General features: G+C 64.1%; 21 protein-coding genes and 3 pseudogenes. 11 read left to right on the top strand and 13 right to left on the bottom strand.

All coding sequences use genetic code 11. The annotated features are described in order from the left end of the window. Window positions 1-80: 80 nt before the first annotated feature. The gene (locus HK436_RS18275; protein WP_173192039.1) at window positions 81-512 is read left to right on the top strand and encodes a TerB family tellurite resistance protein; all 432 of its coding nucleotides are present in this window, start codon (window positions 81-83) and stop codon (window positions 510-512) included. A gap of 196 nt (window positions 513-708) precedes the next feature. Here HK436_RS18275 and HK436_RS18270 read toward each other — a convergent pair whose 3' ends face one another. The 5 genes and pseudogenes from HK436_RS18270 to HK436_RS18250 form a co-directional block, all read right to left on the bottom strand. Continuing rightward, entirely contained in the window at window positions 709-2340 is a 1632-nt protein-coding gene (locus tag HK436_RS18270) for an ABC transporter ATP-binding protein (protein ID WP_173192037.1), read from the bottom strand. Then, a pseudogene (locus tag HK436_RS18265) lies at window positions 2337-3202 on the bottom strand (ABC transporter permease). Before HK436_RS18265 ends, HK436_RS18270 begins: the two are co-directional and overlap by 4 nt. Before the next feature lie 2 nt (window positions 3203-3204). Beyond that, entirely contained in the window at window positions 3205-4152 is a 948-nt protein-coding gene (locus HK436_RS18260; RefSeq protein ID WP_173192035.1) for an ABC transporter permease, read from the bottom strand. Window positions 4153-4224: 72 nt separating this feature from the next. Beyond that, complete coding sequence (locus HK436_RS18255; RefSeq protein ID WP_173192034.1) at window positions 4225-5706, bottom strand: ABC transporter substrate-binding protein; 1482 nt, start codon at window positions 5704-5706, stop codon at window positions 4225-4227. 105 nt (window positions 5707-5811) lie between these two features. After that, window positions 5812-7091: pseudogene (locus tag HK436_RS18250) on the bottom strand (acetylornithine deacetylase/succinyl-diaminopimelate desuccinylase family protein). 181 nt (window positions 7092-7272) lie between these two features. Here HK436_RS18250 and HK436_RS18245 point away from each other — a divergent pair. The 4 genes from HK436_RS18245 to HK436_RS18230 all read left to right on the top strand — a co-directional run bounded on the left by HK436_RS18245 (window position 7273) and on the right by HK436_RS18230 (window position 12558). After that, window positions 7273-7701: a L,D-transpeptidase gene (locus HK436_RS18245; protein WP_173192032.1), complete on the top strand. Its 429-nt coding sequence runs from the start codon at window positions 7273-7275 to the stop codon at window positions 7699-7701. Between the two features lie 102 nt (window positions 7702-7803). Next, window positions 7804-10644, top strand: coding sequence for a molybdopterin oxidoreductase family protein (locus tag HK436_RS18240; protein WP_173192030.1), 2841 nt, complete (start codon window positions 7804-7806; stop codon window positions 10642-10644). Next, a complete protein-coding gene (locus tag HK436_RS18235) occupies window positions 10641-11402 on the top strand; it encodes a 4Fe-4S dicluster domain-containing protein (RefSeq protein WP_173192028.1) in 762 nt (253 codons plus the stop codon). The genes HK436_RS18240 and HK436_RS18235 overlap by 4 nt, the downstream gene beginning before the upstream one ends. Window positions 11403-11631: 229 nt before the next feature. Continuing rightward, the gene (locus tag HK436_RS18230; RefSeq protein WP_173192026.1) at window positions 11632-12558 is read left to right on the top strand and encodes a dimethyl sulfoxide reductase anchor subunit family protein; all 927 of its coding nucleotides are present in this window, start codon (window positions 11632-11634) and stop codon (window positions 12556-12558) included. Between the two features lie 16 nt (window positions 12559-12574). Here the strand turns inward: HK436_RS18230 and HK436_RS18225 are convergent, their stop codons facing one another. From HK436_RS18225 to HK436_RS18200, 6 genes are all read right to left on the bottom strand, one after another. Then, window positions 12575-13519 (bottom strand): lipid A biosynthesis lauroyl acyltransferase, encoded by a 945-nt coding sequence (locus HK436_RS18225; protein ID WP_173192019.1) that lies wholly within the window; start codon window positions 13517-13519, stop codon window positions 12575-12577. Next, window positions 13519-14547 carry a zinc-binding dehydrogenase gene (locus HK436_RS18220; RefSeq protein ID WP_173192017.1) on the bottom strand — a complete coding sequence of 343 codons (1029 nt, stop codon included), beginning with the start codon at window positions 14545-14547 and terminating at the stop codon, window positions 13519-13521. The genes HK436_RS18225 and HK436_RS18220 overlap by 1 nt, the downstream gene beginning before the upstream one ends. Before the next feature lie 38 nt (window positions 14548-14585). Next, window positions 14586-15860, bottom strand: coding sequence for a beta-ketoacyl-ACP synthase (locus HK436_RS18215; protein WP_173192015.1), 1275 nt, complete (start codon window positions 15858-15860; stop codon window positions 14586-14588). Between the two features lie 16 nt (window positions 15861-15876). Next, window positions 15877-17061 (bottom strand): beta-ketoacyl-ACP synthase, encoded by a 1185-nt coding sequence (locus tag HK436_RS18210; protein ID WP_173192013.1) that lies wholly within the window; start codon window positions 17059-17061, stop codon window positions 15877-15879. A gap of 33 nt (window positions 17062-17094) precedes the next feature. Then, window positions 17095-17379: an acyl carrier protein gene (locus tag HK436_RS18205; RefSeq protein ID WP_173192011.1), complete on the bottom strand. Its 285-nt coding sequence runs from the start codon at window positions 17377-17379 to the stop codon at window positions 17095-17097. Window positions 17380-17488: 109 nt separating this feature from the next. Further along, on the bottom strand, window positions 17489-18049 hold the full coding sequence (locus HK436_RS18200) for a histidine phosphatase family protein (protein WP_173192009.1): 561 nt from the start codon (window positions 18047-18049) through the stop codon (window positions 17489-17491). Window positions 18050-18177: 128 nt separating this feature from the next. Here HK436_RS18200 and HK436_RS18195 point away from each other — a divergent pair, with 128 nt between their 5' ends. The 3 genes and pseudogenes from HK436_RS18195 (at window position 18178) to HK436_RS18185 (ending at window position 21722) form a co-directional block, all read left to right on the top strand. Beyond that, window positions 18178-19128, top strand: a complete 951-nt coding sequence (locus HK436_RS18195; protein ID WP_173193611.1) for an AEC family transporter — start codon at window positions 18178-18180, stop codon at window positions 19126-19128. An 86-nt stretch (window positions 19129-19214) separates the two neighbouring features. Then, window positions 19215-20671: pseudogene (locus HK436_RS18190) on the top strand (NAD-dependent succinate-semialdehyde dehydrogenase). Beyond that, on the top strand, window positions 20643-21722 hold the full coding sequence (locus HK436_RS18185) for an aldose epimerase family protein (protein ID WP_312860632.1): 1080 nt from the start codon (window positions 20643-20645) through the stop codon (window positions 21720-21722). The pseudogene HK436_RS18190 and the gene HK436_RS18185 overlap by 29 nt, the downstream one beginning before the upstream one ends. 1 nt (window position 21723) lies before the next feature. Here HK436_RS18185 and HK436_RS18180 read toward each other — a convergent pair whose 3' ends face one another. Continuing rightward, window positions 21724-22641, bottom strand: coding sequence for a sugar kinase (locus HK436_RS18180; protein WP_173192005.1), 918 nt, complete (start codon window positions 22639-22641; stop codon window positions 21724-21726). A gap of 134 nt (window positions 22642-22775) precedes the next feature. Here HK436_RS18180 and HK436_RS18175 point away from each other — a divergent pair, with 134 nt between their 5' ends. From HK436_RS18175 to HK436_RS32465, 3 genes are all read left to right on the top strand, one after another. Beyond that, a complete protein-coding gene (locus tag HK436_RS18175) occupies window positions 22776-23147 on the top strand; it encodes a FixH family protein (RefSeq protein WP_312860631.1) in 372 nt (123 codons plus the stop codon). 67 nt (window positions 23148-23214) lie between these two features. After that, a complete protein-coding gene (locus tag HK436_RS18170) occupies window positions 23215-24441 on the top strand; it encodes a cytochrome-c peroxidase (RefSeq protein WP_173193609.1) in 1227 nt (408 codons plus the stop codon). A gap of 26 nt (window positions 24442-24467) precedes the next feature. After that, window positions 24468-24596 carry a hypothetical protein gene (locus tag HK436_RS32465; RefSeq protein ID WP_280515724.1) on the top strand — a complete coding sequence of 43 codons (129 nt, stop codon included), beginning with the start codon at window positions 24468-24470 and terminating at the stop codon, window positions 24594-24596. Here the strand turns inward: HK436_RS32465 and HK436_RS18165 are convergent. Further along, window positions 24593-25045 carry an Lrp/AsnC family transcriptional regulator gene (locus tag HK436_RS18165; RefSeq protein ID WP_173192003.1) on the bottom strand — a complete coding sequence of 151 codons (453 nt, stop codon included), beginning with the start codon at window positions 25043-25045 and terminating at the stop codon, window positions 24593-24595. The two genes, HK436_RS32465 and HK436_RS18165, sit on opposite strands and share 4 nt — an antisense overlap. Window positions 25046-25084 lie beyond the last annotated feature (39 nt).

Genomic DNA, 25084 nt, shown 5'->3' with positions numbered 1-25084 from the left:
TCCAGCACGGCCGTGCGCTATCCGCAAGCGCGATTTCGCGCTAGCTTCGAAGACGTTAGGGAAACCGGAGAATCGACCGAATGGCGCTGGAACTGTTTTCGAAGGTCAGGGAGCTTTTCGAGGGCGATCCCGTCGTGCGCAAGGTCGCCGACGATCCAGCGCTTTCGGCCGAGATACTGCTCCTGTTCCGGATGGTGCTCGCCGATGGCGAGGTGGACGAAGCCGAGCTCGAAACCCTGCGCCGGATCTGCGCCGACGCATTCGGCATTGACGGTGAGAGCTTCGGCAACGTCATGCGTTACCTGCAGGATTATGGCTACGAGACGACCACGGCACAGGCGCTTGCGATCTTCCGCGGCTATCCCCACGAGCGCCGTGTGGAACTGGCGCGCCACCTCGCCGAAATCGCCAAGGCCGACGACGAACTGAACCAGCAGGAAGTACGGCTTCTGGCCCGCACACTGGAGGTCTTGAGACTCGACCCGCACGAAGTGGTGCCGGGCGAAGCGTAGATCTTTTGTCTGCGGCTTTTGCGTTTGACCGATACGGCAGTGCGTCCTTCGAGGCTCGCTGTGCTCGCACCTCAGGATGAGGACTGTAGCGCATCGAGCCCACGGTGCAGTGGGATCGATCAACCCACCTCCCTCATCCTGAGGTGCGAGCACAGCGAGCCTCGAAGGACGCACCTTCAACCTTACGGCCTTGGCGCTACCCCTGTTCGGCCAGCCGCCTGCTTAGCGCGCGGTGAAGGTCGGGTGCCGCGGCAACCAGCGCCTTGGCCGCATCGGACTGCGGATTGTCCAGCACCTGGCCGGTCTTGCCTTCCTCCACGATACGTCCGTCGTGCATAACCATCACCTCGTCGGTGATGGCGCGCGCGACGGTGAGGTCGTGGGTGATGAAGAGGTAGGCGACGCCCAGCCTGTCGTTGAGATCGGCGAATAGATCGAGAACCTGCGCCCGGATTGAGACATCGAGTGCGGACACAGGCTCGTCGGCCACCACCAGCTGGGGACGGGTGATGATCGCGCGGGCAATCGAGATCCGCTGGCGCTGGCCGCCCGAAAATTCGTGCGGATATTTGTCCATGTCGCGCGGCTGCAGGCCTACCTCATGCAGCGCGTCGGCCACCATTTCGCGCCGCTCGGCGGCGGATGGCTTCTTTTCCAGCAGATGCAGCGGCTCGCCCACCAGCCGCTCGACCTTGTGGCGCGGGTTGAAGGAGCCGTAGGGGTCCTGGAAGACGACCTGCATCTTTCGCCGGTGCGGCTTCAGCGCGTCTTCGCCAAGCGCGCTGACTTCCGCGCCATCGAGACGGATCGCGCCGTCGGTTGGCCGATCCAGCGCCAGAACCATGCGCGCCAGGGTGGACTTGCCGCAGCCGGACCGCCCCACCAGCGCCACCGACTGACCTGCGCGCAAGGAGAACGAGACGCCGTCCACGGCGCGGAATGGTGCCGGCTTGCGCAAAAGCGAGGTGCGCCGCCCCGGATAGTCGCGGACGACGTTCTCGACGGAGAGGAGAGGCGGAGCGTCTGCTGTCGCAGCAGCCGTTGCATGCCGTTTGCGCGCGGGCACGTGCATGGATGCCTGCGCGAGCTGACGCGTGTAAGGATGCACCTGCTCCGAAAGCGTGCGGGCGGTCTCGCCGTCCTCCATGACCTCGCCGTGGCGCATGATGGTGATGCGGTCGGCCATGTCGGCGACGACCGCGAGGTCGTGGGAGATCAGCAGCAGGCCCATCTTCCGCTCGTCGACGAGGTCGCGCAGCAGTTCGAGTATCTGCTTCTGCAGCACCACGTCGAGTGCGGTCGTCGGCTCGTCGGCGATCAGCAGCTTGGGCTTCAAGGCGCAGGCAATCGCGATCACCACGCGCTGGCGTTGGCCGCCGGAAAGCTCATGCGGATAGCGCGCGAGCGGGAACTTCGCTTCCGGCAGGCCCACTCGGTCTAGTATCTGGCGCGCTGTCTGCTCGGCATCGGCGCGGTTGGCGCCAGTGTGCCAGCGAATACCCTCGGCCACCTGCTCGCCGATGGTTTTTACCGGGTTCAGCGCCGTCATCGGCTCCTGGAAAACCATGCCGATATCGTCGCCGCGAAGCTTGTTCATGGCGGCTTCGGGGGCGGACAGGATGTCGATCCCGTCGAAGGTCACGCGCCCTTGCGCCCGTGCCGCTTCCGGAAGGAGCTGCATGACAGTGAGCGCCGTCATTGACTTGCCGGAGCCCGATTCGCCAACCAGCCCCATCACTTCGCCCTGTTCGATGGTCAGGTCGATGTCCTTGAGGATCGACGTATCGCCGATCTCGAGCCGCAGGTTTTCGATTTCGAGCAGGCTCATCGCTGGCGTCTCAATTTCGGGTCGAGCATGTCGCGCAGGCCGTCACCCAGAAGGTTGAGCCCCAGAACGGTGATGACGATGGCAAGGCCGGGGAAGATCGCCAGATGCGGCGCGACCATCATGCGCGTCTGCGCGTCGAACAGCATCCGCCCCCACGAAGGCATAGGCGGCTGTGCGCCGAGACCCAGATAGGAAAGCCCTGCTTCGGCCAGGATACCCAGCGCGAACTGGATGGTGCCCTGAACCAGCAGGATCGACGCAATGTTGGGCAGGATGTGCTCGATGGTGATGAGCGCTTTGCCCTTGCCCGCCGCCCGCGCCGCCAGCACATATTCGCGTGGCCACAGAGACAGCGCGCCGGCCCGCGCGACGCGCGCGAAGACGGGCACGTTGAAGATGCCGATGGCAATAATGGCGTTGATTGCACCGGGGCCGAAGATCGCCGTGATCATCACCGCCGAAAGCAGGGCCGGGAAGGCGAACACCACGTCGTTGAAGCGCATCAGCGCCTCGTCAATCCAGCCGCCGCGTGCCGCGCCCAGCAGCCTAGCGGAACGCCGATGCCCATGCCGATGCCGACGGCCACAAGGGCGACGGCGATTGAATTGCGCGAGCCGACCATGATCATCGAAAGGATGTCGCGGCCGAAATGATCGGTGCCGAAGGGGTGCTCGGCCGAGAGGCCCTTCATCCGGTCGGCGACCACAAGATGCGTGACGTCGTAAGGCGTCCACAAAAACGAGACGAGCGCCATCGCGGCGATCAGTGCCGTGATGATGAAGCCGACCAGGAAGGAACGGTTGGCAAAGGCCATGCGGACCAGGGCGCGCCAGCCGGTCGGTTCGGCGGAAAGCGGCTGCATGCTCATGCGGCTATCCTCAGTCGCGGGTCGACCACCGCATAGAGGATGTCGACGACGATGTTGACGACGACGACGCTCGCCACGAGCAGCATGACGACGCCCTCAACCACGATCAGGTCGCGCTGCGTGATCGCCTGGAAGACGAGCCGGCCGAGCCCCGGCAGGTAGAAGACGTTCTCGATGATGATGGTGCCGGCGAGCAGGAACGCGAATTGCAGGCCGAGGATCGTCAACACCGGTATCATCGCGTTGCGGAGCGCATGGCGCCACAACACGGTACGGCGCGGCATGCCCTTGGCGCGCGCGGTGCGGATATAGTCCTCGCCGAGCACTTCGAGCATGGCGGAGCGGGTCACGCGGGCAAGGATCGCGGCCTGCGGAAGGGCAAGCGCTACGGCCGGCAGGAGAAGCGCCTTGATGCCCGGCCAGATGCCGGCGCTCCACCCGGGAAAGCCGCCGGAGGGCACCAGCCTCAGCCACACCGCGAAGACGTAGATCAGCAGCAGCGCGAACCAGAAATTGGGGATCGCGACGCCGATCTGTGCTGCGCCCATCGAGACGGTGTCCGCGGCCTTGCCGCGTCGGGCCGCCGAGAATATGCCGACCGGAATGGCGATCGCTGTCGACAGGATGAGCGAAATGATCGCCAGCGGCAGCGAGACAACCACGCGTTCGGCGATCAGGTCGATGACCGGCGAGGAATAGGTGAAAGATCGGCCGAAATCGCCCACCAGCATGCCGCCGACCCATGTGAAATAGCGCAGCAGCACCGGCTGGTTGAGCCCCATCTGCTCGCGCAGGTTCGCGAGCGCTTCAGGGGTCGCGTTCATGCCCAGCATGAGCTGCGCCGGGTCGCCGGGCAGGATCTCCAGCACGCCGAAAACGACTGCCGAAGCAACCATCAGCGTCAGGAGGCCGATGCCGATGCGTTTGGCGAGAAAGGCGGTCATGAAGGGCGGATCGTTCCTGAAAAATGATGCCTCCCCAGGCCGGAAGCCGGGGAGGCACTGCCGGTGTCCAGGCTATTCGGTCCAGTGGACCTTGGTCAGGTCGGCCACCGAAAGCGGCCAGTTCTCCCACATGCCTTCGATCTTGGCGTCCCACACGCCGACCTTGGGGAGCTGGAACAGGAAGCCGTTGACGGCATCCTCCGCGAGGATGCGCTGGGCCTTGCCGTAAAGCTCGTTGCGCTTGGCCTCGTCGGTCGTGATCTCGAGCTCTTCCATGACCGCGTTGAACTCGGGGTTCTGGTACTGGAAGTAGTAGTCCGGCCGCGCATATATGCCGATGTCCATCGGCTCGACATGGGAGACGATGGAAAGGTCGTAGTTCTTGTCGGTGAAGACCTGGCTCAGCCAGTCGGCCCATTCCAGCGGAATGATCTCGAGATTGATGCCCACCTGCCGCAACTGCGAGGCGATGATCTGGCCGCCGTCACGGGCGTAGCCGGGAGGCGGGAGCTTCAGCGTCGCGGAGAAGCCATCGGGGAAGCCCGCCTGGGCCAGCAGTTCCTTCGCCTTTTCAGGATCGTAGGGATAGGTGCCGGTCAGGTCGACATAGGCCGGATGGTGGGGCGCGAAGTGCGAACCGATCGGCACGCCGAGGCCGGGCGGGGTGCCGGCGATGATCTCGTCGCGGTTGAGCGCGTGGGCGATGGCTTGGCGCACCTCCAGCTTGTCGAACGGCTCCTTCTTGTTGTTGGTCGCCAGAACGGTCTCGCCCTCGGTCGAGCCGATCACGACCTTGAACCGCGGATCGCTTTCGATCTGCGGCAGGGCGTCGCCGGCCGGCATGTTGGAGAAGGCATGCACGTCGCCGGACAGAAGTGCTGGAACAGCCGCTGCCGCGTCCGGGATGATGCGGAACTCGGCCTTGTCGAGCGCGACTTCCTCGCCCCAGTAGTCGGGGTTCTTCACAAGCGTGATCGAGGAGCCCTTGGCCCAGTTCTCGAACTTGAATGGGCCGGTACCGATGGGCTTTTCCTTGTTGCCGTCGGCAGAGGCCGGGGAGACGATGGCTGCCTCACCCCAGCCCATGTTCCAAAGGAACGCGCCCTGCGGGTGCTTGAGGGTCACGACGACGGTCGCCGGGTCGACGACCTCCACCTTCTCGATCGCCGAATAGAGGCCTTTCTGCGGATTGACGGAATCCTCGGCCATGGCGCGGTCGATGGAGAATTTCACGTCCTCGGCGCTGAAGTCCGCGCCGTCGTGAAACTTCACGCCCGTGTGCAGCTTGAAGGTATAAACCTTGCCATCGTCTGAGATTTCCCAGCTTTCGGCCAGTCCGGGCTGAACCGCGCCGTCGGGGCCGATGCGGGTCAGTCCTTCGAAGATGTTCGCATAGCCGACTTCCTTGATCGCGGCTGCGGCACCGGCGGTCGGATCGAGATGCGGCGGCTCAAGCACCATGCCGATGACGATGTCCGTGCGCTGGGCAATGGCCGCGCTCGACGTGGCGAGCGCAAGCGCCGTGGCCACGAGAACGGATTTCAAAAGCTTCATGACGATCTCCCGATGCAAACTGAACCCCGGCGATCAAAGCGCGAAACGCACGGGGAGTAAATCGACTTTGTTGCGCCGCAAAGCGCACATGAGCGCTTCGAGGCTTCAGCCACGCAGAGCGCCGCGCAACAGCACATCCAGCCCGATGGCCATGACCTTGGCGGATCGACCATGTCGTCGATGCCCACCCACTCGTCCGGCTGGTGGGCGAGGTCGAGGATACCCGGGCCGTAGGCGATGCAGTCGTGCAGGTGGCCGATGCGGGCGACATGTTTCTGGTCGTAGGTGCCGGGCGAAATCACGTAGTCCGGCTCCTTGCCGAAGATTTCGCGGATGCCTTCGGCGACCGCCGTCACAACCGGCGCGTCGCGTTCGGTCATGGTCGGCTGGACTTCCATCAGGTCACGGATCGAATAGTCGAATTTCGGGCGTTCGCGCTTGAGCCGGTCGAGAATGGAGGTGACCTCGCCCTTCACCTGGTCGATAGATTCTTCCAACAGGAAGCGGCGGTCGATCACCGTGCGGCACGTATCCGCGACGTTGGGCGAGGGCAGGCCGGGGAAGAAGTCCTCGGTCTGGCCGCCATGGATCGAGTTGATGTTCATGGTCGAGCGGCGCGCGCCTTCCGGCACCACCGGCATCTGGGTCTGTTTGCGGTCGAGGGCGGGGAAAAGCTCTTCCTCGAAGGCGTGCAGCACCGCGCCCATGTGGCGGATCGCCGAATCGCCGAGGAACGGCATGGAGCCGTGCGCGATCCTGCCCTTAGTTTCGATCTCCGCCCACCAGACGCCGCGATGACCGAGGCAGATGCGGTCCTTGTTGAGCGGTTCGGGAATGATGACGTGGTCGACACGCGGCTTCGAGAAGAAGCCCTTGGAGGCGAGATAGGCCACGCCGCCGAAACCGCCCGACTCCTCGTCGACAGTGCCCGAAATCTCGATGGCACCTGGAAAATCCGGATAGACATCCATGAACACTTCGGCAGCGATGATGGAGGCCGCGAGGCCGCCCTTCATGTCGCAGGCGCCGCGCCCATAGACGCGGCCGTCCTTCACGATGCCGCCATAGGGATCGACCGTCCAGCCTTCGCCGGCCTCCACCACGTCGATATGCGAGTTGAAATGCACCGTGGGGCCGTGGCCGCGTCCGTCGAACCGGGCGACGACATTGGTACGCGGATAACGGTCCGAATCGCCCGGCGTGTCCTGCCCCCGGATAAGCTGGGTCTCGAAGCGGCGCTTCCTAAGCCGGTTGGCGATGAACTCGGCGCAAGGCGTGTAGGCCTCGCCCGGCGGGTTCACCGTCGGAAAGCGGATCAGGTCGGCAGTGAGAGCGACGAGTTCGTCGCGGCGGTCGTCTATGGCGCGGAAGAGCTGTTCGTTCATGCGCGCTATTGAGCAGGCAGGATTGGGGGCTGGCAAGCAGGCTCTTTGGTCCAGCCTGATTTCATTATGCCAGCCAGCCCGATATGCGAAAGATTGTTAGGAAATCTGCGTCAGACTCGCCCGAAATCGCCCGAGGGTGCACAATGTGCCTCGTGGGATGGGACAGTTTGGGGTTCGACGCATGAACAGGTTTGTGCTGGCCGCTGCATCGGCGGCGTTGCTGCTCTTTTCCGGCCTTTCGGCCCAGGCATCCAGTGTCGTGGCGCGCGTTGACGTCGCCGCGCAGAAGATGACGGTCACGCATTACGGCAAGGTGCTCTACGAGTGGCCCGTTTCGACCGCGCGTGCCGGTTATACGACGCCGCGTGGCGAGTTCCGGCCCTACAGAGTGCACAAGCTTTGGCTCTCGCGCACCTACGACAACGCGCCGATGCCCTTTGCCGTCTTCTACGACCGCGGCTGGGCGGTGCACGGAACGGATGCCGTCAGCCGGCTTGGACAGCCTGCCTCGCATGGCTGCGTGCGGCTCGCGACGCCCAACGCGGAAGCCTTCTACCGACTGGTGCGCCAGGTGGGCGCAGGCAACACGCGCATCATCGTGGAAAACTGAGACCGCCAGCCGGCGAAAAATATTCCACTTCATGTCGCCTTTCCGGCATTTCAATCCCGAACCGTCTTGCATAGACCTGAGGAGGTGAGGGAGCGCTCAACGATGTCGGATCACCGGGTCGAACTGTCGAGACCTGTTTCGGACGAGGTCCGGAAGACGACCTGCTACATGTGCGCCTGCCGGTGCGGCATCGACGTGCTCCTCAAGGACGGCAAGATTCGCTACATCGAAGGCAACCGCGACCATCCGGTCAATCGCGGCGTGCTTTGCGCCAAAGGCTCGTCCGGCATCATGCAGCACTATGCGCCGGCGCGGCTCGATTCGCCGCTGCTGCGTACCGGTCCGCGCGGATCGGGCGAATTCCGCAAGATTTCCTGGGACGAAGCGTTGACGCTCGCGACCGGGTGGCTCGGCGAAGTACGCGACCGCGATCCGAAGAAGCTCGCATTCTTCACCGGACGCGACCAGTCGCAATCGCTCACCAGCTTCTGGGCACAGCAATTCGGCACACCCAACTACGCCGCGCATGGCGGGTTCTGCTCCGTCAACATGGCGGCTGCCGGCATCATGACGATCGGCGGCGCCTTCTGGGAATTCGGCGCGCCGGACTGGGAGCGCACGAAGCTGTTCGTGATGTTCGGCGTTGCCGAGGATCACGATTCCAACCCGCTCAAGATGGGCATCTCGAAGCTCAAGAAGCGCGGGGCGCGGTTCGTTTCAGTCAATCCGGTCCGCACGGGCTATTCGGCGGTTGCCGACAACTGGATCGGCGTGCGGCCGGGAACCGACGGCCTGCTGATCCTGGCGCTCGTGCACGAACTCCTTAAGGCGCGGCGTATCGATGTCGACTACCTTGTCCGCTATTCCAATGCGCCGTGGCTGGTGATCGACGCGCCGGGCACGGCCGATCATGGGCTGTTCGCCCGGGACGTTGAAGGCAAGCCGCTGGTCTTCGAAACCGTGACCGAGCGCGTCGTGGCGGCCGGGACGAAGGGCGCGCGTCCGTCGCTTTCCGGGCGCACGACGCTGCCGGACGGGCGCGCCGTGGCGCCGTCGTTCCAGTTGCTTGCGGAAGAGTATCTCGATCCGCGCCACGCACCCGAGGCCGTGGCCGACCGCGTTGGGATCGATGCCGCCACCATTCGCGGCCTTGCCGAGGAAATCGGGCGTGTCGCCTTTGACGAGGCGATCGAGATCGAGCAGCCTTGGACGGATGTTTACGGCGAACGACACCAGACCTTTGTAGGCCGGCCCGTCTCTTTCCACGCGATGCGCGGCATCTCGGCGCATTCCAACGGGTTCCAGACGGCGCGGGCGCTGCACATGCTGCAGGTGCTGATCGGCGCGATCGACTGCCCCGGCGGGTTCCGTTTCGAGCCGCCTTACCCGAAGCCCCTGCATGCCCATCCTCGCCCGCACGGCAAGTCGGAGCATTTCGGCTCGAACCAGCCGCTTGCCGGCCCGCATCTCGGCTTTCCGCTCGGGCCCGAGGACCTTCTGGTCGATGCCGATGGCAAGCCAACACGCATCGACAAGGCGTTTTCCTGGGAAGCGCCGATCTCGGCCCATGGCCTGATGCATATGGTCATCGCCAACGCGCATGCCGGCGATCCGTATCCGGTCGACGTGTTGTTCCTCTACATGGCCAACATGGCCTGGAACTCGTCTATGAACACGGCCGGCGCCATCAGGATGCTGGAGGACAAGGACGAGGCGACGGGCGAGTACAAGATCCCCAAGATCATCTATTCCGACGCCTATTCATCGGAAATGGTGGCCTATGCCGATCTGGTCCTGCCCGATACGACATATCTGGAGCGGCACGACTGCATCTCGTTGCTCGACCGGCCCATCTCGGAGCCGGATTCCGTCAATGACGCCATCCGCTGGCCGGTGGTCGAGCCAAACCGTGACGTACGCGCTTTCCAGAGCGTGCTGATCGACCTCGGTGCGCGGCTGCGCCTGCCTGGCTTTTCCGACAGCCGCGGGCAGCCGCTCTACGCAGACTACGCCGATTACATCGTGCGCCATGAGAGACGCCCCGGCATCGGGCCGCTGGCAGGGTTTCGCGGCCTTGAAGCCGACCGGGCGGGCAGGGGAGCGGCCAACCCCGACCAGTTGAACCGCTATATTGAGAATGGTTCGTTCTTTTCCGCGCATATTCCGCTCGAAGCGCAGTTCTTCAAGCATGCCAACGCGGCCTATCAGGACTTTGCGGTGCGGATGGGTTTCTTCGACCAGCCGCAGCCGGTGACGTTCCAGCTCTATTCGGAAGAACTGCAGAAGTTCCGCCTGTCGGCGCAGGGCCTTCGCGAGCCGGCGGCGCCGGAAGCCTATCGCGAGCGCATCATGTCTGCGTTTACGCCGCTGCCCTCATGGTATGAGCCGTTCGAGGAAGCGGGCGTGGACAAGTCGGCGTTTCCATATCACGCGATCACGCAGCGCCCGATGGCGATGTACCATTCGTGGGGCTCGATGAATGCGTGGCTGCGCCAGATCCATACCCGCAACCCGCTCTACGTGCCCGGCGCGATCTGCGACGCGCACGGGCTGAAGGACGGGGACTGGGTCTGGCTGACATCGCATCACGGTCGCATCAAGGTCGAGATCGCACGTTCCGAGACCGTCAATCGCGACACGATGTGGACATGGAACGCGATCGGCAAGCGGGGCGGGGCGTGGGCACTCGACCCTGCTTCGCCGGAGGCGACCAGAGGCTTCCTGATGAACCACCTGATCCATGAATTGCTGCCGCCGAAGGGCGACGGCATGCGCTGGTCGAATTCCGATCCCGTCACCGGGCAGGCCGCCTGGTACGACCTGCGGGTGAACATCGAGAAGGCGGAGCCCGACGTGGCAAGCCAGCCGCATTTCGAGCCGCAGAAGCGGGGCACGCAAGAGGTAGCCGACGAACTGCGCTACGGGCAGGAGTGGAGCCGATGACGTCCCTCCCATCCCAAACGACCCCGAAAAAGCTCGGGCTCGTCATCGACCTTGACGTCTGCGTCGGTTGCCATGCCTGCGTGGTCTCGTGCAAGGAGTGGAACACCGGTGGTTACGGCGCCGCGCTGTCCGATCAGGACCCCTATGGCCCGGACGTTTCAGGCACGTTCCTCAACCGCATCCATTCCTTCGAGGTGACGCCTGAGGGCGGCGAGGTCGTGGGCGAGGCGGGCGCGGCGCGGTTGATCCATTTTCCCAAGTCCTGCCTGCATTGCGAGGACGCGCCCTGCGTGACCGTCTGCCCGACGGGCGCCTCCTACAAGCGCACCGACGACGGCATCGTGCTGGTGGACGAGGACATGTGCATCGGTTGCGGCCTGTGCGCATGGGCGTGCCCCTATGGGGCGCGCGAGATGGACCTTGCTGCCGGCGTGATGAAGAAATGCACGCTCTGCATCGACCGCATCTACAACGAGACCATTCCCGAAGTGGATCGCGTGCCGTCCTGCGTGCGGACCTGCCCGACCAATGCTCGGCATTTCGGCGATCTCGCCGATCCGGGGTCGGCCGTGTCGATCATGGTGGCCGAACGCGGCGGCATGGACCTGATGCCGGAGCAGGGCACAAGGCCTGTCAACAAATACCTGCCGCCCCGCCCGCGAAAGCCGCTGGCAGCGAAGGCGGTGCCGGCTGCGGAGGATACCCGCGGCGCAACAGGCTTCTTTGCGTGGGTCGACGACATGCTGGACCGAATCTGATGGTCGTGCAGCTCTCGGCTTTGCAGGGCACTCTACGTTGCCCCCTCTGTCCTGCCGGACATCTCCCCCACAAGGGGGAGATCGGCTTTCATTGCCTTCACGGCATCTCCTGAGACGTTGACGATCGGCGAAAGTCGAGCGGTTAGTGGATCTCCCCCTCGTGGGGGAGATGTCCGGCAGGACAGAGGGGGCGCGACGGAATGCGGCGCTGCGGGGGCTTCGCTTCTAGATGCATCCAGCCCTTTCCATCATCGCGTTCACGACCGCTTCCGGGCTGGGTTACGGGCTTGCGGCCGTTCTCGGGCTCGGCCTGCTCGATCCCGCATCCGTGGCGACCAAGATCGCGCATTTCGTCGCGCTGGCGCTGATCTCGGCCGGTCTGCTGTCATCGACATTGCATCTCGGCAATCCGCAGCGCGCATGGCGGGCGCTGTCGCAGTGGCGCTCGAGTTGGCTTTCGCGCGAGGGCGTGATGGCGATCCTCACCTTCGTTCCGCTCTGTATCGCCGCCTATGGCGCGATATTCCAGTCGCGCTACCTGCCGATTGCGGGCCTGCTCGGCACGCTGGGGGCGGCCGTCACGGTCTGTTGCACCTCGATGATCTATGCGTCGCTGCGGTCGGTGCAGGCGTGGCACACGCCGCTCACGCCGGCCTGCTATCTGCTCTTTGCCGGCGCGGGCGGAAGCCTGCTCGGTCTGTTTTTCGTGGCTTCGGGCGGTGGCAATGTGCTGGTGTTGTCGGTGCTGTCGGTGGTTCTGCTAGTCGCGGCCTGGTTTTTGAAATGGCAGTGGCGGCAACGCATGCTGTCGCAGGTTCCACTGTCGACACCTGAAAGCGCCACAGGCCTCGGCTTCATCGGCAAGGTGAAGCTGTTCGAGCGGCCGCATTTCAATGACAACTATCTCACCAGCGAGATGGGTTTTCGGGTTGCGCGCAAGCATGCAGCCAAGCTGGCCCGCCTGAGCGTGCTGCTCGGCGGCGTGGTGCCGGTTGCGGCCGTCGTGCCGCTGCTATTGTCCGGTGCCGTCACCCCGGCGCTCACTGTCCTGCTGGCTATAGTAGCCGTCCTGTCGCATGCCGTCGGTGTCCTGACCGAGCGCTGGCTGTTCTTCGCCGAAGCGCGGCATGCGGTAATGAACTATTACGGGCAGTAGGCCGCAGCAGCGTCCGTCAGTTCGTCTTCCAGCGCTTGTGGAACCACATCCACTGGCCTGGATGCTCGCGCACCCAGCCTTCGACCGTGTCGTTGAGAAGCTGGCTGGTCGCCTGCACGTCGAGCGTTCCCTTCTCGGTGCGCGGTAGCTCCAGCTTGTCGAAGATCTCCAGCCGGTAGCGGTTGCCGGGTAGCCGAACAGAGCGAGCCGGATAGACGTCGCATTCATACTGGCGCGCGAGCTTGGCCACCAGCGGGCTGGTGTTGCATGGCAGTCCGAAGAAGGTGGTCGGCACCCCCTTGTGGAACTTCTGATCGACGAGGACGCCGATATTGCCGCCGCGTTCGAGGATGCGGGCGAGGCCGAAGGCGGCGCCAGCGCGCGAGGCGATCAGTTCGCCCATTGCGTCGGCACGGGTCGAGAAGATGTATTTGGCGATGTAGGGGTTGTTCGGGGCGCGGAACAGCGCTGTCACCGGCAACTCGTACGAGGCTGCGGCCACCGGCAGGAGCTCGAAATTGCCGGTATGGGCGGTGAAGAAGATGTGCGGCTTGTCGCTGGCGCGCACGCGCACGAAAATCTCCTCGCCGATGACCTCGACGCGGCCCGTCCTGTTCGAATTGGGCTCGAAATCGAAAAGCTGGTCGAGGAAGATGTACTCCCCGGCCAGACGCGCCATGTTGCCCCACATGTCGGAGGCGATCGCCTGTATCTCTTCCTCGCTCTTTTCGGGATAGGCGTTGCGGAGATTGTCGAGGGCCACCCGGTGACGGCCAAACCAGGGGCCTATACGGCGCGCCACGCGATCGGCGAAATCGAGCGCACGGTCGGGCGGCAGCAGGCGCAGGAGCCACAGCGCCGCCATGGCCGCCTGTGCCGTCAGCCAATACTCCGCCTGCTTGAGAAAGCGCAGGGTCCTTGCAACCAGCGGCCGAAGGAATGGCGCGTGGCCCTCACTCATCACGCAATCCGCAGGATGATCTTGCCGAAAACCTCGCGGCCTTCCATGCGCTCCAGCGCACGGCCGATGTCGTCGAAGCCGACTTCGGTGTCGATGACGGGATGGACGATGCCGGCGGCCATCTTCTGCATGGCGTCCGCCATGTTTTCCATCCGGCAGCCGAAAGACCCGAAGATCTTGAGCTGCTGCTGGAAGAGCTGCATCAGGTTCATGCTGGTGGACACACCCGAGGTGGAGCCGCAGGTGACGAGGCGCGCGCCGCGCTTCATGCACAGCATCGAGCCGGCCCAGGTGTCGGCGCCGACATGCTCGAAGACGACGTCGACGCCCTTCTTCTTCGTCAGTTTGCGCACTACGCCCTCGAAGCGGTCTTCGCGGTAGTTGATGACGTGGTCCGCGCCCAGCGCCTTGGCCTTCTCGATCTTGTCGTTCGAGCCAACAGTCGTGATGACCGTGCAGCCCATGCGCCGCGCTAGCTGGATCGCGGCCGAGCCTATGCCGGAACCGCCTGCGTGGACGAGGATGGTTTCGCCCGGCTGCAGCTTGGCATTGTCGAACAACATGTGCTCGACCGTGCCGAATGTGACGGGCGCGACCGCCGCACCGATCTCGTCAACGCCGGGCGGTGCCGGCACCAGAAGCCGCGCCGGCAGGTTGACCTTTTCCTGGGCGAAGCCGTCGAGATGGAAGCCGTGGACGCCCGACACATGCTCGCAGAGATTGTCGCGCTTCTCGCGACAGGCGCGGCAGCGCCCGCAGGTGCGCGCGCCATAGATCGAAACGAGTTGGCCCGGTGCGAGGTTCGCAACGCCTTCGCCGACCGTCTCAACCTCGCCGGAAGCTTCCGCGCCGACGACCAGCGGCATCTTGCGCTTGGCGAACGCCATGCCGCGCCAGCCCCAGACATCGATGTGGTTGAGCGCAACCGCCCTGATCCTGACGGTGACCTCTCCGAGACCGGGAGGCGGGGGCGGGGGCAGGTCGACGGATTCAAGCCGCCGATCCTCGACGAGTTGCAGTGCGCGCATGGGAGTATCCGCTTCTGTCTGGCGTTTGCGGAAGCGGACTAGACCGGTTCCCGCGCCATGACAAGGCACGTATTCTGACCACCGAAGCCGAAGGAGTTGGAAATCACAGTTCCGACCTCGGCGTCGCGCTTCACGTTGGGCACGACATCGAGCTCGATCGCCGGATCCGGATGGTCATGGTTGATGGTCGGCGGAATGACGCCGCGCGCCATGGTCAGAAGTGAAAACACCGCCTCGATGGCGCCCGCCGCCGACAGCGTATGCCCGATCATCGACTTGTTGGACGAGATAGGAATCCGCTTCATCCGCTCGCCGAATACGGTGGAAAGCGACAGGTGTTCCATCTTGTCGTTTTCCGGCGTCGAGGTGCCGTGTGCGTTCACGTACTCGATTTCGTCCGCATCCATGCCGGCATCGGCAAGGGCGGCATGAACGGCGGCTATGGCAGGTGAGCCATCCGGCTTGGAACGGGTGCGATGGAAATCGTCGGCCTTCTCACCGCAGCCGCGCATGATGCCAAGCACCGGCGCGCCGCGCGAGAGTGCGCTTTCCAGCGATTCGAGCACAAGGGCAGCCGACCCTTCCGCCAGCACGAAGCCGTCGCGGTCCTTCGAAAACGGCTTCGATGCCTTTTCAGGCCGCTCGTTCTGCGTTGAAAGGGCCGAAAGCAGCGAAAAGCGGATCAGTGCCTCGGCAGTGGCCGAACCGTCCGCGCCGATGGCGAGCGCCCGGTCGCTTTCGCCGCGCTGGATAGCTTCCACGCCAAGCTGGATGGCGGTTGCGCCAGATGCACAGGCGGTCGACAGGGTGATCGGCAGGCCGCGCGTGCCGAAGCGATCGGCGAGGCGGTCGGCGATGGCGCCGAACTGAGAAGCCTCGAAGATTTCCTGGCGAAGCTGCTCACGCGCGGAGGCGAGCAGGCGTTCGTAAACCGGTAGATCGAGATCGGCAGAATCGTAGAGCGCCAGCCGTTCGTGCCAGTCGAGCTCGACCGGAGGGGATGCGAGAAACAACGGACCGGCGAAATCGCTGACATTGTAGCCCGCGCCGGCAACCGCTTCCAGCGCCGCGATCTCGGCAAGCTCGTAGGTCAGCGCGCTTGCGCCCTTGTCGCTGGAAGCCAGAAAATCGACTGTGCCGGAAATGGTGGTGTTCAGGTGTTCGGTGGGGAAGCGGGTGATCGGGTGGATGCCGGAGCGTCCCGAAGTCAGCGCGTTCCAGTTGTCCTCCACGCCCTGCCCGAGCGAGGTCACGACACCGACGCCGGTTACGGCGATAACGGGGCGGCCACGGTGATCAGTGGTGCTGGGCATCGCGTCTTCCTCCGGCTCACGCCTTGACGATGAGGGCAGCGCCCTCATAGCGATGATAGCCGATGCTGGTTGCCAGAACTGCTTCGGGAGCGCCGTCCACCGGGCTCTCATTCTCCGCGTCGAAGGCCGGGTAGGGCGCGCCGTTGTGAATGGCGAGTGCGGCCAGCGCGATCGCAAAGGGGAACTGCGCTTCCTTGAGGTGGCCGGTCAACGTCGAGAAGCCACGCATCGCGAAGTCACCCGCGCTCTGGAGCGCGTTGCGTTCCGCGCCTGTCGCGGCATGCGCGCCCGAAGCGCCGGAGATGGCCATCAGGCGCTGGTCTGGCGCGCCCAGCACGCGGACAACACCCGAGATCGCCTCGACGAGGTTGCCATCGCTGCGCCTTGCGCGGCCGGACGCCACATTGCTGATGGCGGCATAGGCATTGCGCCCGCGCGCTTCAGCGTGTTCGCGCGATTCAAGGACGAGGAAAGCCGCGCCCGAGCCGGTGATGACGCCGCCGCCATCATTGGCGGCCCGCTGCCACACGGATTTCCAGCGCTTGCGGTGCAGGAAACCGTCCAGCTCATAGCCCAGCAGCATGTCCGGATGTTCGGTCTGGAACGCGCCGCCAACCAGCATATGGGTCGACTGTCCCGACCGGATGCGCGCCGCCGCCGTCTCGATCGCCGAAACGCCTGCACCCTCTTCGCCCATGAAGGTGCGCGACGAGCCGGTGACCTTGTGCACGATCGATATATTGCCGGCCAGCAGGTTGGACAGCTGGGCGAGAAAGAGCGTGGGCCGCAATTCGGTTGTCAGCTTTTCGTTGAGAAGCAGGTCGCGGTCGTTGCGGGTGCGTGCCGCGTCGAGGATGGCCTGGTCGACCGCACTGTCGCGCTCACCGCCGCCGGCAGCCACCACCATATCCATGGTCGCCAGCAGCGCTTCGTCCTTGGCGTCGGCATCGTCCAGCGCCACGCCGGCCGCATAAGTCCCCAGCCGCTGCCATGTCTCCATCTGCCGCTGGTCGCCTCGCTTGGCGATCTGCAGGCCCCAGTCGATCTCGGGAAGCGGGTGGATCGTGTACGGCTGAAAGCGCTCTGCATCGAGCACGGGCTTCGCGCCGGGCGTGCTCAGCACATGCCAATGGCGCTCGGCGCCTTCGCCCAGCGACGAGACGAGGCCGATGCCGGTAATGACGACGTCGCGCGCGCTCATTCAGGGCTCATCCGAGGCCGCCGCCATACAAGCTCAGGTCGCGTTCTTGGCCGCGACGAGGCCATCGATCTTGGCGCAGAGGTTTTCCATGACGAAATATTCCTCGGCCGGAGCCTTTCCGTCGTTGACCTCCTGGGTCCACTTCTCGAGCGGCACCTTGATGCCGAACTCCTTGTCGATCGCAAAGACGATGTCGAGGAAATCGAGGCTGTCGATGCCGAGGTCGTCGATCGTGTGGCTCTTGGGCGTGATCGTGTCGCGGTCGATCTCGCTGGTCTCCGCGATGATGTCGGCAACCTTGTCGAATGTCGATGTCACAGTGATTCCCTCTGAATGCAGGGCTTGTTCGTTCGTGGTCTGGCGGCTCTCTAATCGGTTTTTACGGGCAGGAAAAGAGCCAGAGCCAAAAAGGTAGCCGCCTTTGCCCTCAATTGAAGACGATCCGGCCGATGATGTGGATACCCTCATCGGTCGGCGCAACGATCACTGCCTCGCCTTCGCGCGGGGTTACGCCGACGAGCGCCTCGATACTTTCGGGATGCGTGACGAGCACGAGATTGCCGGAGCCAGAGTAGGTGCGAATCAGCTCCATCACTTCCTCCCGGGCTGATTTCGCGGCTTCCTCGTCTTCCGCAGGCGGGTCGAGCGCGTCCATTTCCTCGACCAGCCCGTCGCCGAATGCGAGGCGGGCGGTCTGGAGCGTGCGGCAGTAGCGGCTTGCGTAAACCTGCTCGACCGGCTCGGCTCGTGCCGAGATCAGCGCGCCGATGCGCCGTGCCTGCTGACGCCCCCGGTCCGACAGATTGCGTTGTGTGCGGCAGTTCTCGACGTCGAAATTGGCCGGGTCGCCGGAACCCGGCGCGTTGGCGTGCACCAGGAACAGCACCTGGCCGCCATTGCGCAGAAGTGCCCATCCTGCCTCCGTGGCGCTGGCTGGCGTGCCTGCCAGAAGGAGAATGGCGACGACGATCGTTGTCAGACGGAGCATCCGGTACCCTTTGTTGCTGCTACCGATATAGGGACGGGATCGGGACATGAAAGGCAAGCCAATGCTTTGTGCTTGCGGTTTCGATGCCGCAGCTTGCCGCGACGGCGCAATTGCGCTACCGCGCGGGCATGTCCCCGGTGGTCGAAACCATTGCCTTCGTCTTCGGGCTGGTCGGGCTCGGCTATTGCGCGGGCTGGGCCGGTCTGCTGCGACCGCAGGTTGGCGATGCTCTGACCGACTTCGCCATCGTCGTGGCCGTGCCGGCTCTGCTGTTCCGCACCATGATCGGCGTCGATTTCCACGGAGCGGCGCCGTGGTCGCTGTGGCTTGCCTATTTTTCTTCCGTGCCGGTCGTGTGGATCACTGGGCACATGGTCGCGACGCGCATATTCGGTCGCGACGCGGCCGCAGGTGTTGTCGCGGGCATAGCAGCCTCGTTCTCGAACCTGCTGCTTCTCGGCCTTCCATTCATGCAGGGTGTGTTCGGCCAACCCGGCATCGAGGTGCTGTCGCTCTTACTCTCCGTGCATCTGCCGATCATGATGGCCGCCTCGATCGTCATGTTCGAACTAGTGCGTCGCAAGGAAGGCAAGTCGTCGGACCCCCTTCGGGTTCTGCGCGACTTCCTGCGCAACCTTTTCACCAACCCGCTGATCATAGGCATTCTCGCCGGCCTTGCCTGGCGGATCACCGGTTTGCCGATGCCTTCATTGGGAATGCGCTTCATTGACGCTTTTGCGGGCATCGCCGGCACGGTCGCGCTCTTTGCGATGGGGCTCGGCCTGCGCAAGTTCGGCATTTCGGGCAACGTAAAGCCTGCGCTGGCGCTCTCGTTCCTGAAACTCATGCTTCTGCCCGGCGTCGTGCTGGTCGCCGTGATTGTCATCGGTCTTCCGCCGTTGCCGGCGCAGGTTCTGGTGGTCGCCGCCTCGATGCCGACAGGCGTCAATCCCTACCTAATCGCGACCCGGTTCGGCACGGGGCAGGTTCTGGCTTCGAATACGATGACCATTTCCACTGCCTGCGCGATATTGACCACGGGCTTCTGGCTGACTGTCGCGCAGAGGTTTCTCGGGTGAGGCCTTGGCTTCGGCGGGGATGCGTCTAAGTCTGTTGGTGAAGCAATCGGACGAGGCGCCCCATGCGCCGCAAGGGAGAAAGCACCATGCTGCAGAAGACAAGCCATTTCATGCGCCAGGGCAACCTTATCGACGGCGAATGGGTGCAGGCCGATTCCGGTGCCGTCATCGACGTGATCAATCCCGCCACGGGGTTGAAGATCGGGACCGTGCCGAAGGCCGGTAAAGCAGAGACACGCCGCGCCATCGAGGCCGCGGATGCTGCCTTCAAGTCGTTCCGAAAAACATCGGCGCTTGAGCGTTCCAAGATGCTGCGCAAGCTGCATGACGCGATCATGGATAACCAGGATGCACTGGCCGAGCTGCTGACGATGGAGCAGGGCAAGTCGCTTGCCGAAGCCAAGGGCGAAGTAGGCGCATCGGCTGCCTATGTGCTCTGGTTTGCCGAGGAAGCGCGGCGGACCTATGGCGACGTCGTGCCGAGCCCATGGGCCGACCGCCGGGTCATCGTCACCAAGGAGCCTGTCGGCGTCATTGCCGCGATCACGCCCTGGAACTTTCCGTCCTCGATGCTGGCGCGGAAGATCGCGCCGGCGATTGCCGCCGGTTGCACGGCTGTCGTGAAGCCTGCTTCCCAGACGCCATATTCCGGGCTTGCCTGGGGCGCTCTATGCGAGGAGGTCGGCATCCCCAAGGGCGTCGTCAATATCGTGACCGGCTCGGCTGGCGAAATCGGCGACGAGATCTGCTCCAACCCGCTCGTCAAGAAGATCACCTTCACGGGGTCGACCGAGGTCGGCAAGATCCTGATAGAGAAGTCGGCATCGACCGTGAAAAAGGTTTCGATGGAGCTTGGCGGCAACGCGCCCTTCCTGATCTTCGACGATGCCGACATCGACCGTGCGGTCGAGGGTGCCATCGTTGCCAAATACCGCAATTCGGGCCAGACCTGCGTATGCACCAACCGCTTCTTCGTTCAGTCCGGCATCTACGACCGGTTCGTGGAGAAATTTGCCGATGCTTCGAAGAAGCTGAAGGTTGGGCCTGGCCTTGAGGATGGAACCCAGCAGGGGCCGCTGATCGACGACAAGGCGGTCGAGAAGGTCGAGGAATTTATCTCCGACGCACAGGCCAAGGGCGGCAAGGTCGTGACCGGCGGCAAGCGGCATGAGCTTGGCGGCTCCTTCTTCCAACCCACGGTCATCTCGGGCGCCACACCCGACATGAAGTTCATGAAGGAGGAGATTTTTGGCCCCGTTGCTCCGGTTTTCCGCTTCGAGACCGAGGAAGAGGCGGTGGCGCTGGCGAACGACACGGAGTTCGGCCTTGCCTGCTACTTCTACACTGGTGACCTGGGGCGCGCCTTCCGCGTGATGGAAGGGCTGAAATACGGGATGGTGGGCGTCAACGAGGGCCTCATCACCACGCCGGAAGCGCCGTTCGGCGGCGTCAAGAATCGGGCCTCGGGCGGGAAGGCGGTCACCAGGGCATCGAGGACTACCTCGACACCAAATATGTATGCATCGGCGGGCTCGGCCTTTAGCGGCCTTAGAATAAAGGCTGGCGGGGTGTCGATGGACATCGAGAATTTTGGCGAGACGAAGGACGGCGAACCGGTCCAGCGCATCCGGATCGCCGGAGGAGGGCTTCGCGCCAGCATTCTAACCTATGGCGCTATCGTCCAGGATTTGCGTCTGGATGGTCATGACGCGCCGCTGGTGCTGGGTTTCGAGCGCCTGGACGATTATCTCGACCACTCGCTCTATTTCGGGGCAATCGTCGGCCGACAGGCAAACCGCATCGCGCGCGGCAAGTTTGCACTGGACGGCGAACGCTTCGAGACTGACCGCAACGACAACGGAAACACCCTGCATGGCGGCGGAACTGGGCTCGACAGGCGTGTGTGGCGGTTGGCCGACAAGGGCAGCGATTTCGTAACCCTGACCATCGCCGATCCTGCCGGCGCAATGGGCTTTCCCGGCACGCTCGACGTGGCTTGCACGTATCGGCTGAAGCCGCCGGGCACCCTGTCCGTCGAGCTGACGGCGACCTGCGACCGGCCGACCCTCTGCAATCTCGCCCACCATTCCTATTTCAACCTGAACGATGGCGGCAGCAGCCCGGTCCACGACCATCGCCTCTCGATATCGGCTCAGGCCTATTTGCCGATCGACGAGCAATGCGTGCCGACGGGGGCTGTCCTGCCCGTCGAGGGTACGCCGTTCGATTTCGTGGTTCCGCGTACGATCCGCCAGACGACAGGGCAGGAAACGCCCTACGACCACAATTTCTGCCTTTCGGCCGCACCCCAACCGTTCCGGCAGGTGGCGTGGGCGCAGGGCGAACGCTCGGGCGTTGAAATGGAGGTCTGGACGACGGAAGCGGGGCTGCAGTTCTTCAGCGGCCACTTCCCAGACAGGCAGGTTCCTGGTCTCGACGGCATCCTTTATCGCTCATTCGCGGGCTTCTGCCTCGAGCCGCAAGGGTGGCCGGATGCACCGAACCGGCCGTATTTCCCGCAGTCGGTGTTGCGGCCTGGGGAAGAATACCATCAGCGCAGCGAATTTCGCTTCAGCCTGCTGAGCGAGGCCTGACTCAGCCTGCGAACGCCTCGCGCAGGACTTCGACGGGCGCCAGGGCGCCCCGAACCTGAACGACCGCCGCGGCAACCCGATGAGCCCGCCTAGCTGCCTCGACGGGGTTGTGACCGAGCAAGCGGGCGGCGAGATAGCCGCCATTGAAAGAATCGCCCGCCCCGGTGGTGTCGACCGGGTTCGCGACGTGGGTGGCGGCGACGGTCGAGCTGTCGGTGCCGGTCACAACCAGCGCAGGCTCCGCTCCATCCTTGACCACGACTTCCTTCGGCCCCGCGTTTGCGATCCGCTCGGCGGTCGCTGCGAGGGCGGTATCGCGGTAGAGCGCCTGCTCGTCCGGAAAGGTCGGCAGAACAATGTCAGCGACCGAAAGCGCCCCGTCTATCGCCGCGCGTGCCGCTTCGGCGGACTGCCACAGGCGAGGTCGGTAATTGGGATCGAACGCAATCAGGCTGCCGGCCCCGCGCGCGGCCTTGATCGCCTGCAGGAGGGTTGCGCGCGGCGCGTCTTCCAGAATTGCCACGGTGATTCCGGAAAAGTAGACAAGTGATCGATTTTCAAGGCTTTTCGACAGAGCGGCGGCATCGTCTGCAAGGCGCCGCGCGGCGGCATCGGCACGCCAGTAGGTGAAGGATCGTTCAGCGCCGTCGAGGCTGATGGCATAGAGGCCGGGCCGTGCGCCGGGAATACGCGGGCTGGAGGCGGTGCCGATGCCGTTTTCGGCAAAGAACGCCAATTGCTGGGCCGAAAACGCGTCGTCGCCGAAGGCACTGACGTAATCCGTCGATCGATCGGCGGGCAAAAGCGCGCGCATCGTCCAGATGACATTGAATGTGTCTCCGGAGTGTCCCATCCGCCAGTCGGCTCCGCTGCCGGTCAGCTCCAGCATGCATTCTCCGATCGACGCGATTCCGTTCATCCGCGGCTTCTCCTGTGGTTGGCGGCCACTGTCTAGCGGTGCGCTCGCAGGTGCGCAATGCAAGACAGATTTGTGCTTGACCTTCCAGCAACGGGAAGCCCTAGCTCTGGAAAATCGAAATCGGGAGACCCGCAATGAGGAAGTGGACAATTGCCGCAATCGCGCTGGCGGTTCTGGTCGTGGCCGGATTTTATGCGCTGCGCATGCTGTCGCCGCCGCCGGCCGATCTCGATGTGGCGCGCGAGAAAACGTCCGCCGCCGGGCTCTACGCCGTCGCGATCGAACCAGAGGCGGAGCCCGTCCAGCAGGGATCGCTGCATGGCTGGATCGTCACCGTGAAAACGCCGGACGGCGAACCCGTCTCCGATGCCGAAATCACCGTCGATGGTGGCATGCCGCAGCACGGCCACGGACTGCCGACCGCCCCCAATCGACCGGTCATATCGGTGAGGGGCGCTACCGCATTGAGGGCGTGCGCTTTAACATGGGTGGCTGGTGGGTGCTGAAGTTCGCCATTTCCGCTCCTGCAGGCAGCGACGAAGCCGAGTTCAACATCGTTCTGTAAGCTTGATGATGATGCCGCGCGCCATATTCCTTATCCTGCTATCGGCGGCTTTGCTGGCCGGCTGCTCTGCCGAGCAGTTCTCGGAGGAGGAAAAACGCCTGATCGGCCAGTTGCGCCTGTCACAGCTTGGCCCCCTGCCGCCGGACCCGAGCAACGCGGTCGCAGATGACCCGGCTGCCGCGGCTTTGGGCGAAGCACTTTTCTTCGACACACGGCTTTCGGGCGACGGCACGGTTTCGTGCGCCACCTGTCATCTGCCGGACCGGCAGTTCCAGGACGACTTGGCATTGGCGCAGGGCGTGGGCGTCACCGACCGACGCACCATGCCGCTCGCCGACGTGTCGCACGGGCAATGGTTCTTCTGGGACGGGCGCAAGGACAGCCCTTGGGCGCAGGCGCTCGGCCCGCTCGAAGATGCGCGTGAGCACGCCGGCAACCGCACTGCCTTTGCCCATCTGGTCGCGGCACAGTACCGGCAGGACTACGAGGGCCTGTTCGGTCCGCTGCCCGATCTGTCGGCACTGCCTCCAGAGGCCTCGCCGCTCGGCACGGAGACACAGCAGACGGCATGGGCGAAGATGGAAGATGAACAGCGCAGTCAGGTCGGCGCCGTGTTCGCCAATATCGGCAAGTCCATTGCTGCCTTCCAGCGCACTATTACTCACGAGGAAACGCGTTTCGACCGCTTCGCCGAGGCGATCCTTGCGGGACGCAAGCCCGAGGGCGACGCGGCGTTCAATTCCCTGGAGATCGAAGGCCTGAAGCTCTTCATCGGCAAGGCAAACTGCGTGGATTGCCACAACGGTCCGCGCTTCACGGACGATTTCTTTCACAACACCGGCGTTCCGGCGGTGCCCGGCCTGCCGGAGGACCGGGGCAGGGCGCAGGCGGTGGACAAGGTGCTTGCCGACCCGTTCAACTGCCTCGGCCCTTACAGCGATGCGGCAGGCGAGGGCTGCGACGAGCTGCGCTTCATGGTGCGCGACAGCCATGAGTTCGAGCGGGCCTACAAGACGCCGTCGTTGCGCGGCGCGGCCTCGCGGCCGCCCTACATGCATTCGGGCCAGATCGCCACGCTCGAAGACGTCATCGACCACTATTCGCGAGCGCTGGAGGCTCCGGCCGGCCACAGCGAGCTGCGCGGCGTGATCTTCACCGATCGCGGCAGGTCGGCACTTATCGCCTTCCTGAAGACACTTGATGGCCCGTTGTCAGTTGGAGGTGCGACGCGTTAAGCTCCCGGAATTCTGGGGGATATGTCATGCGATACGTGATCGTGATCATGACAGTGACGCTGTTCATCCTGTGGGAATCGATCTACGGCGACTGGATCGTCACCAGAACCGTGGTCGGCGAGATAAGCCGGGTGGTCGACAGGCTGGGGCTCTAGCGGTCCTTGACCGTTTCCATCGCCACATAGGTGGATGTCTGTGCGACGTGTGGCAGGGCCGAGATGCGCTCGCCCAACACGCGCCGGTAGGCCGCGATATCCTTCGTGCGCACCTTGAGCAGATAGTCGAAGCTCGACGCGATCATGTGGCATTGCTCGATCTCCGGCACCGAGAGGGCCGCCTTGTTGAACGCATCGAGCGCGGCAGACCGGGTATCGGAAAGCTTGACCTGGACGAAGGCGATGTGGCCCTGGCCCATGCGCTCGCGATCGACGATGGCGGAATAGCCACGAATGAACCCGTCGCGCTCCAGCCGCCGCACTCTCGCCATCACCGGCGTCTTCGAAAGACCGACCTTGCGGCCGAGTTCCGCCATGGAAAGCCGGGCATCGCGCAACAGAGCCGCCAGGATGTTGCGATCAATGCGGTCCAAATGATCTTCGGTCACCGTTCTTGCAGTCCAATCAGCCCAGATTGCTAATCTCCA

Source organism: Neoaquamicrobium sediminum (assembly GCF_013240295.1).
GTDB lineage: Bacteria > Pseudomonadota > Alphaproteobacteria > Rhizobiales > Rhizobiaceae > Aerobium > Aerobium sediminum.
This window is presented reverse-complemented; position numbering and strand designations above follow the sequence as displayed.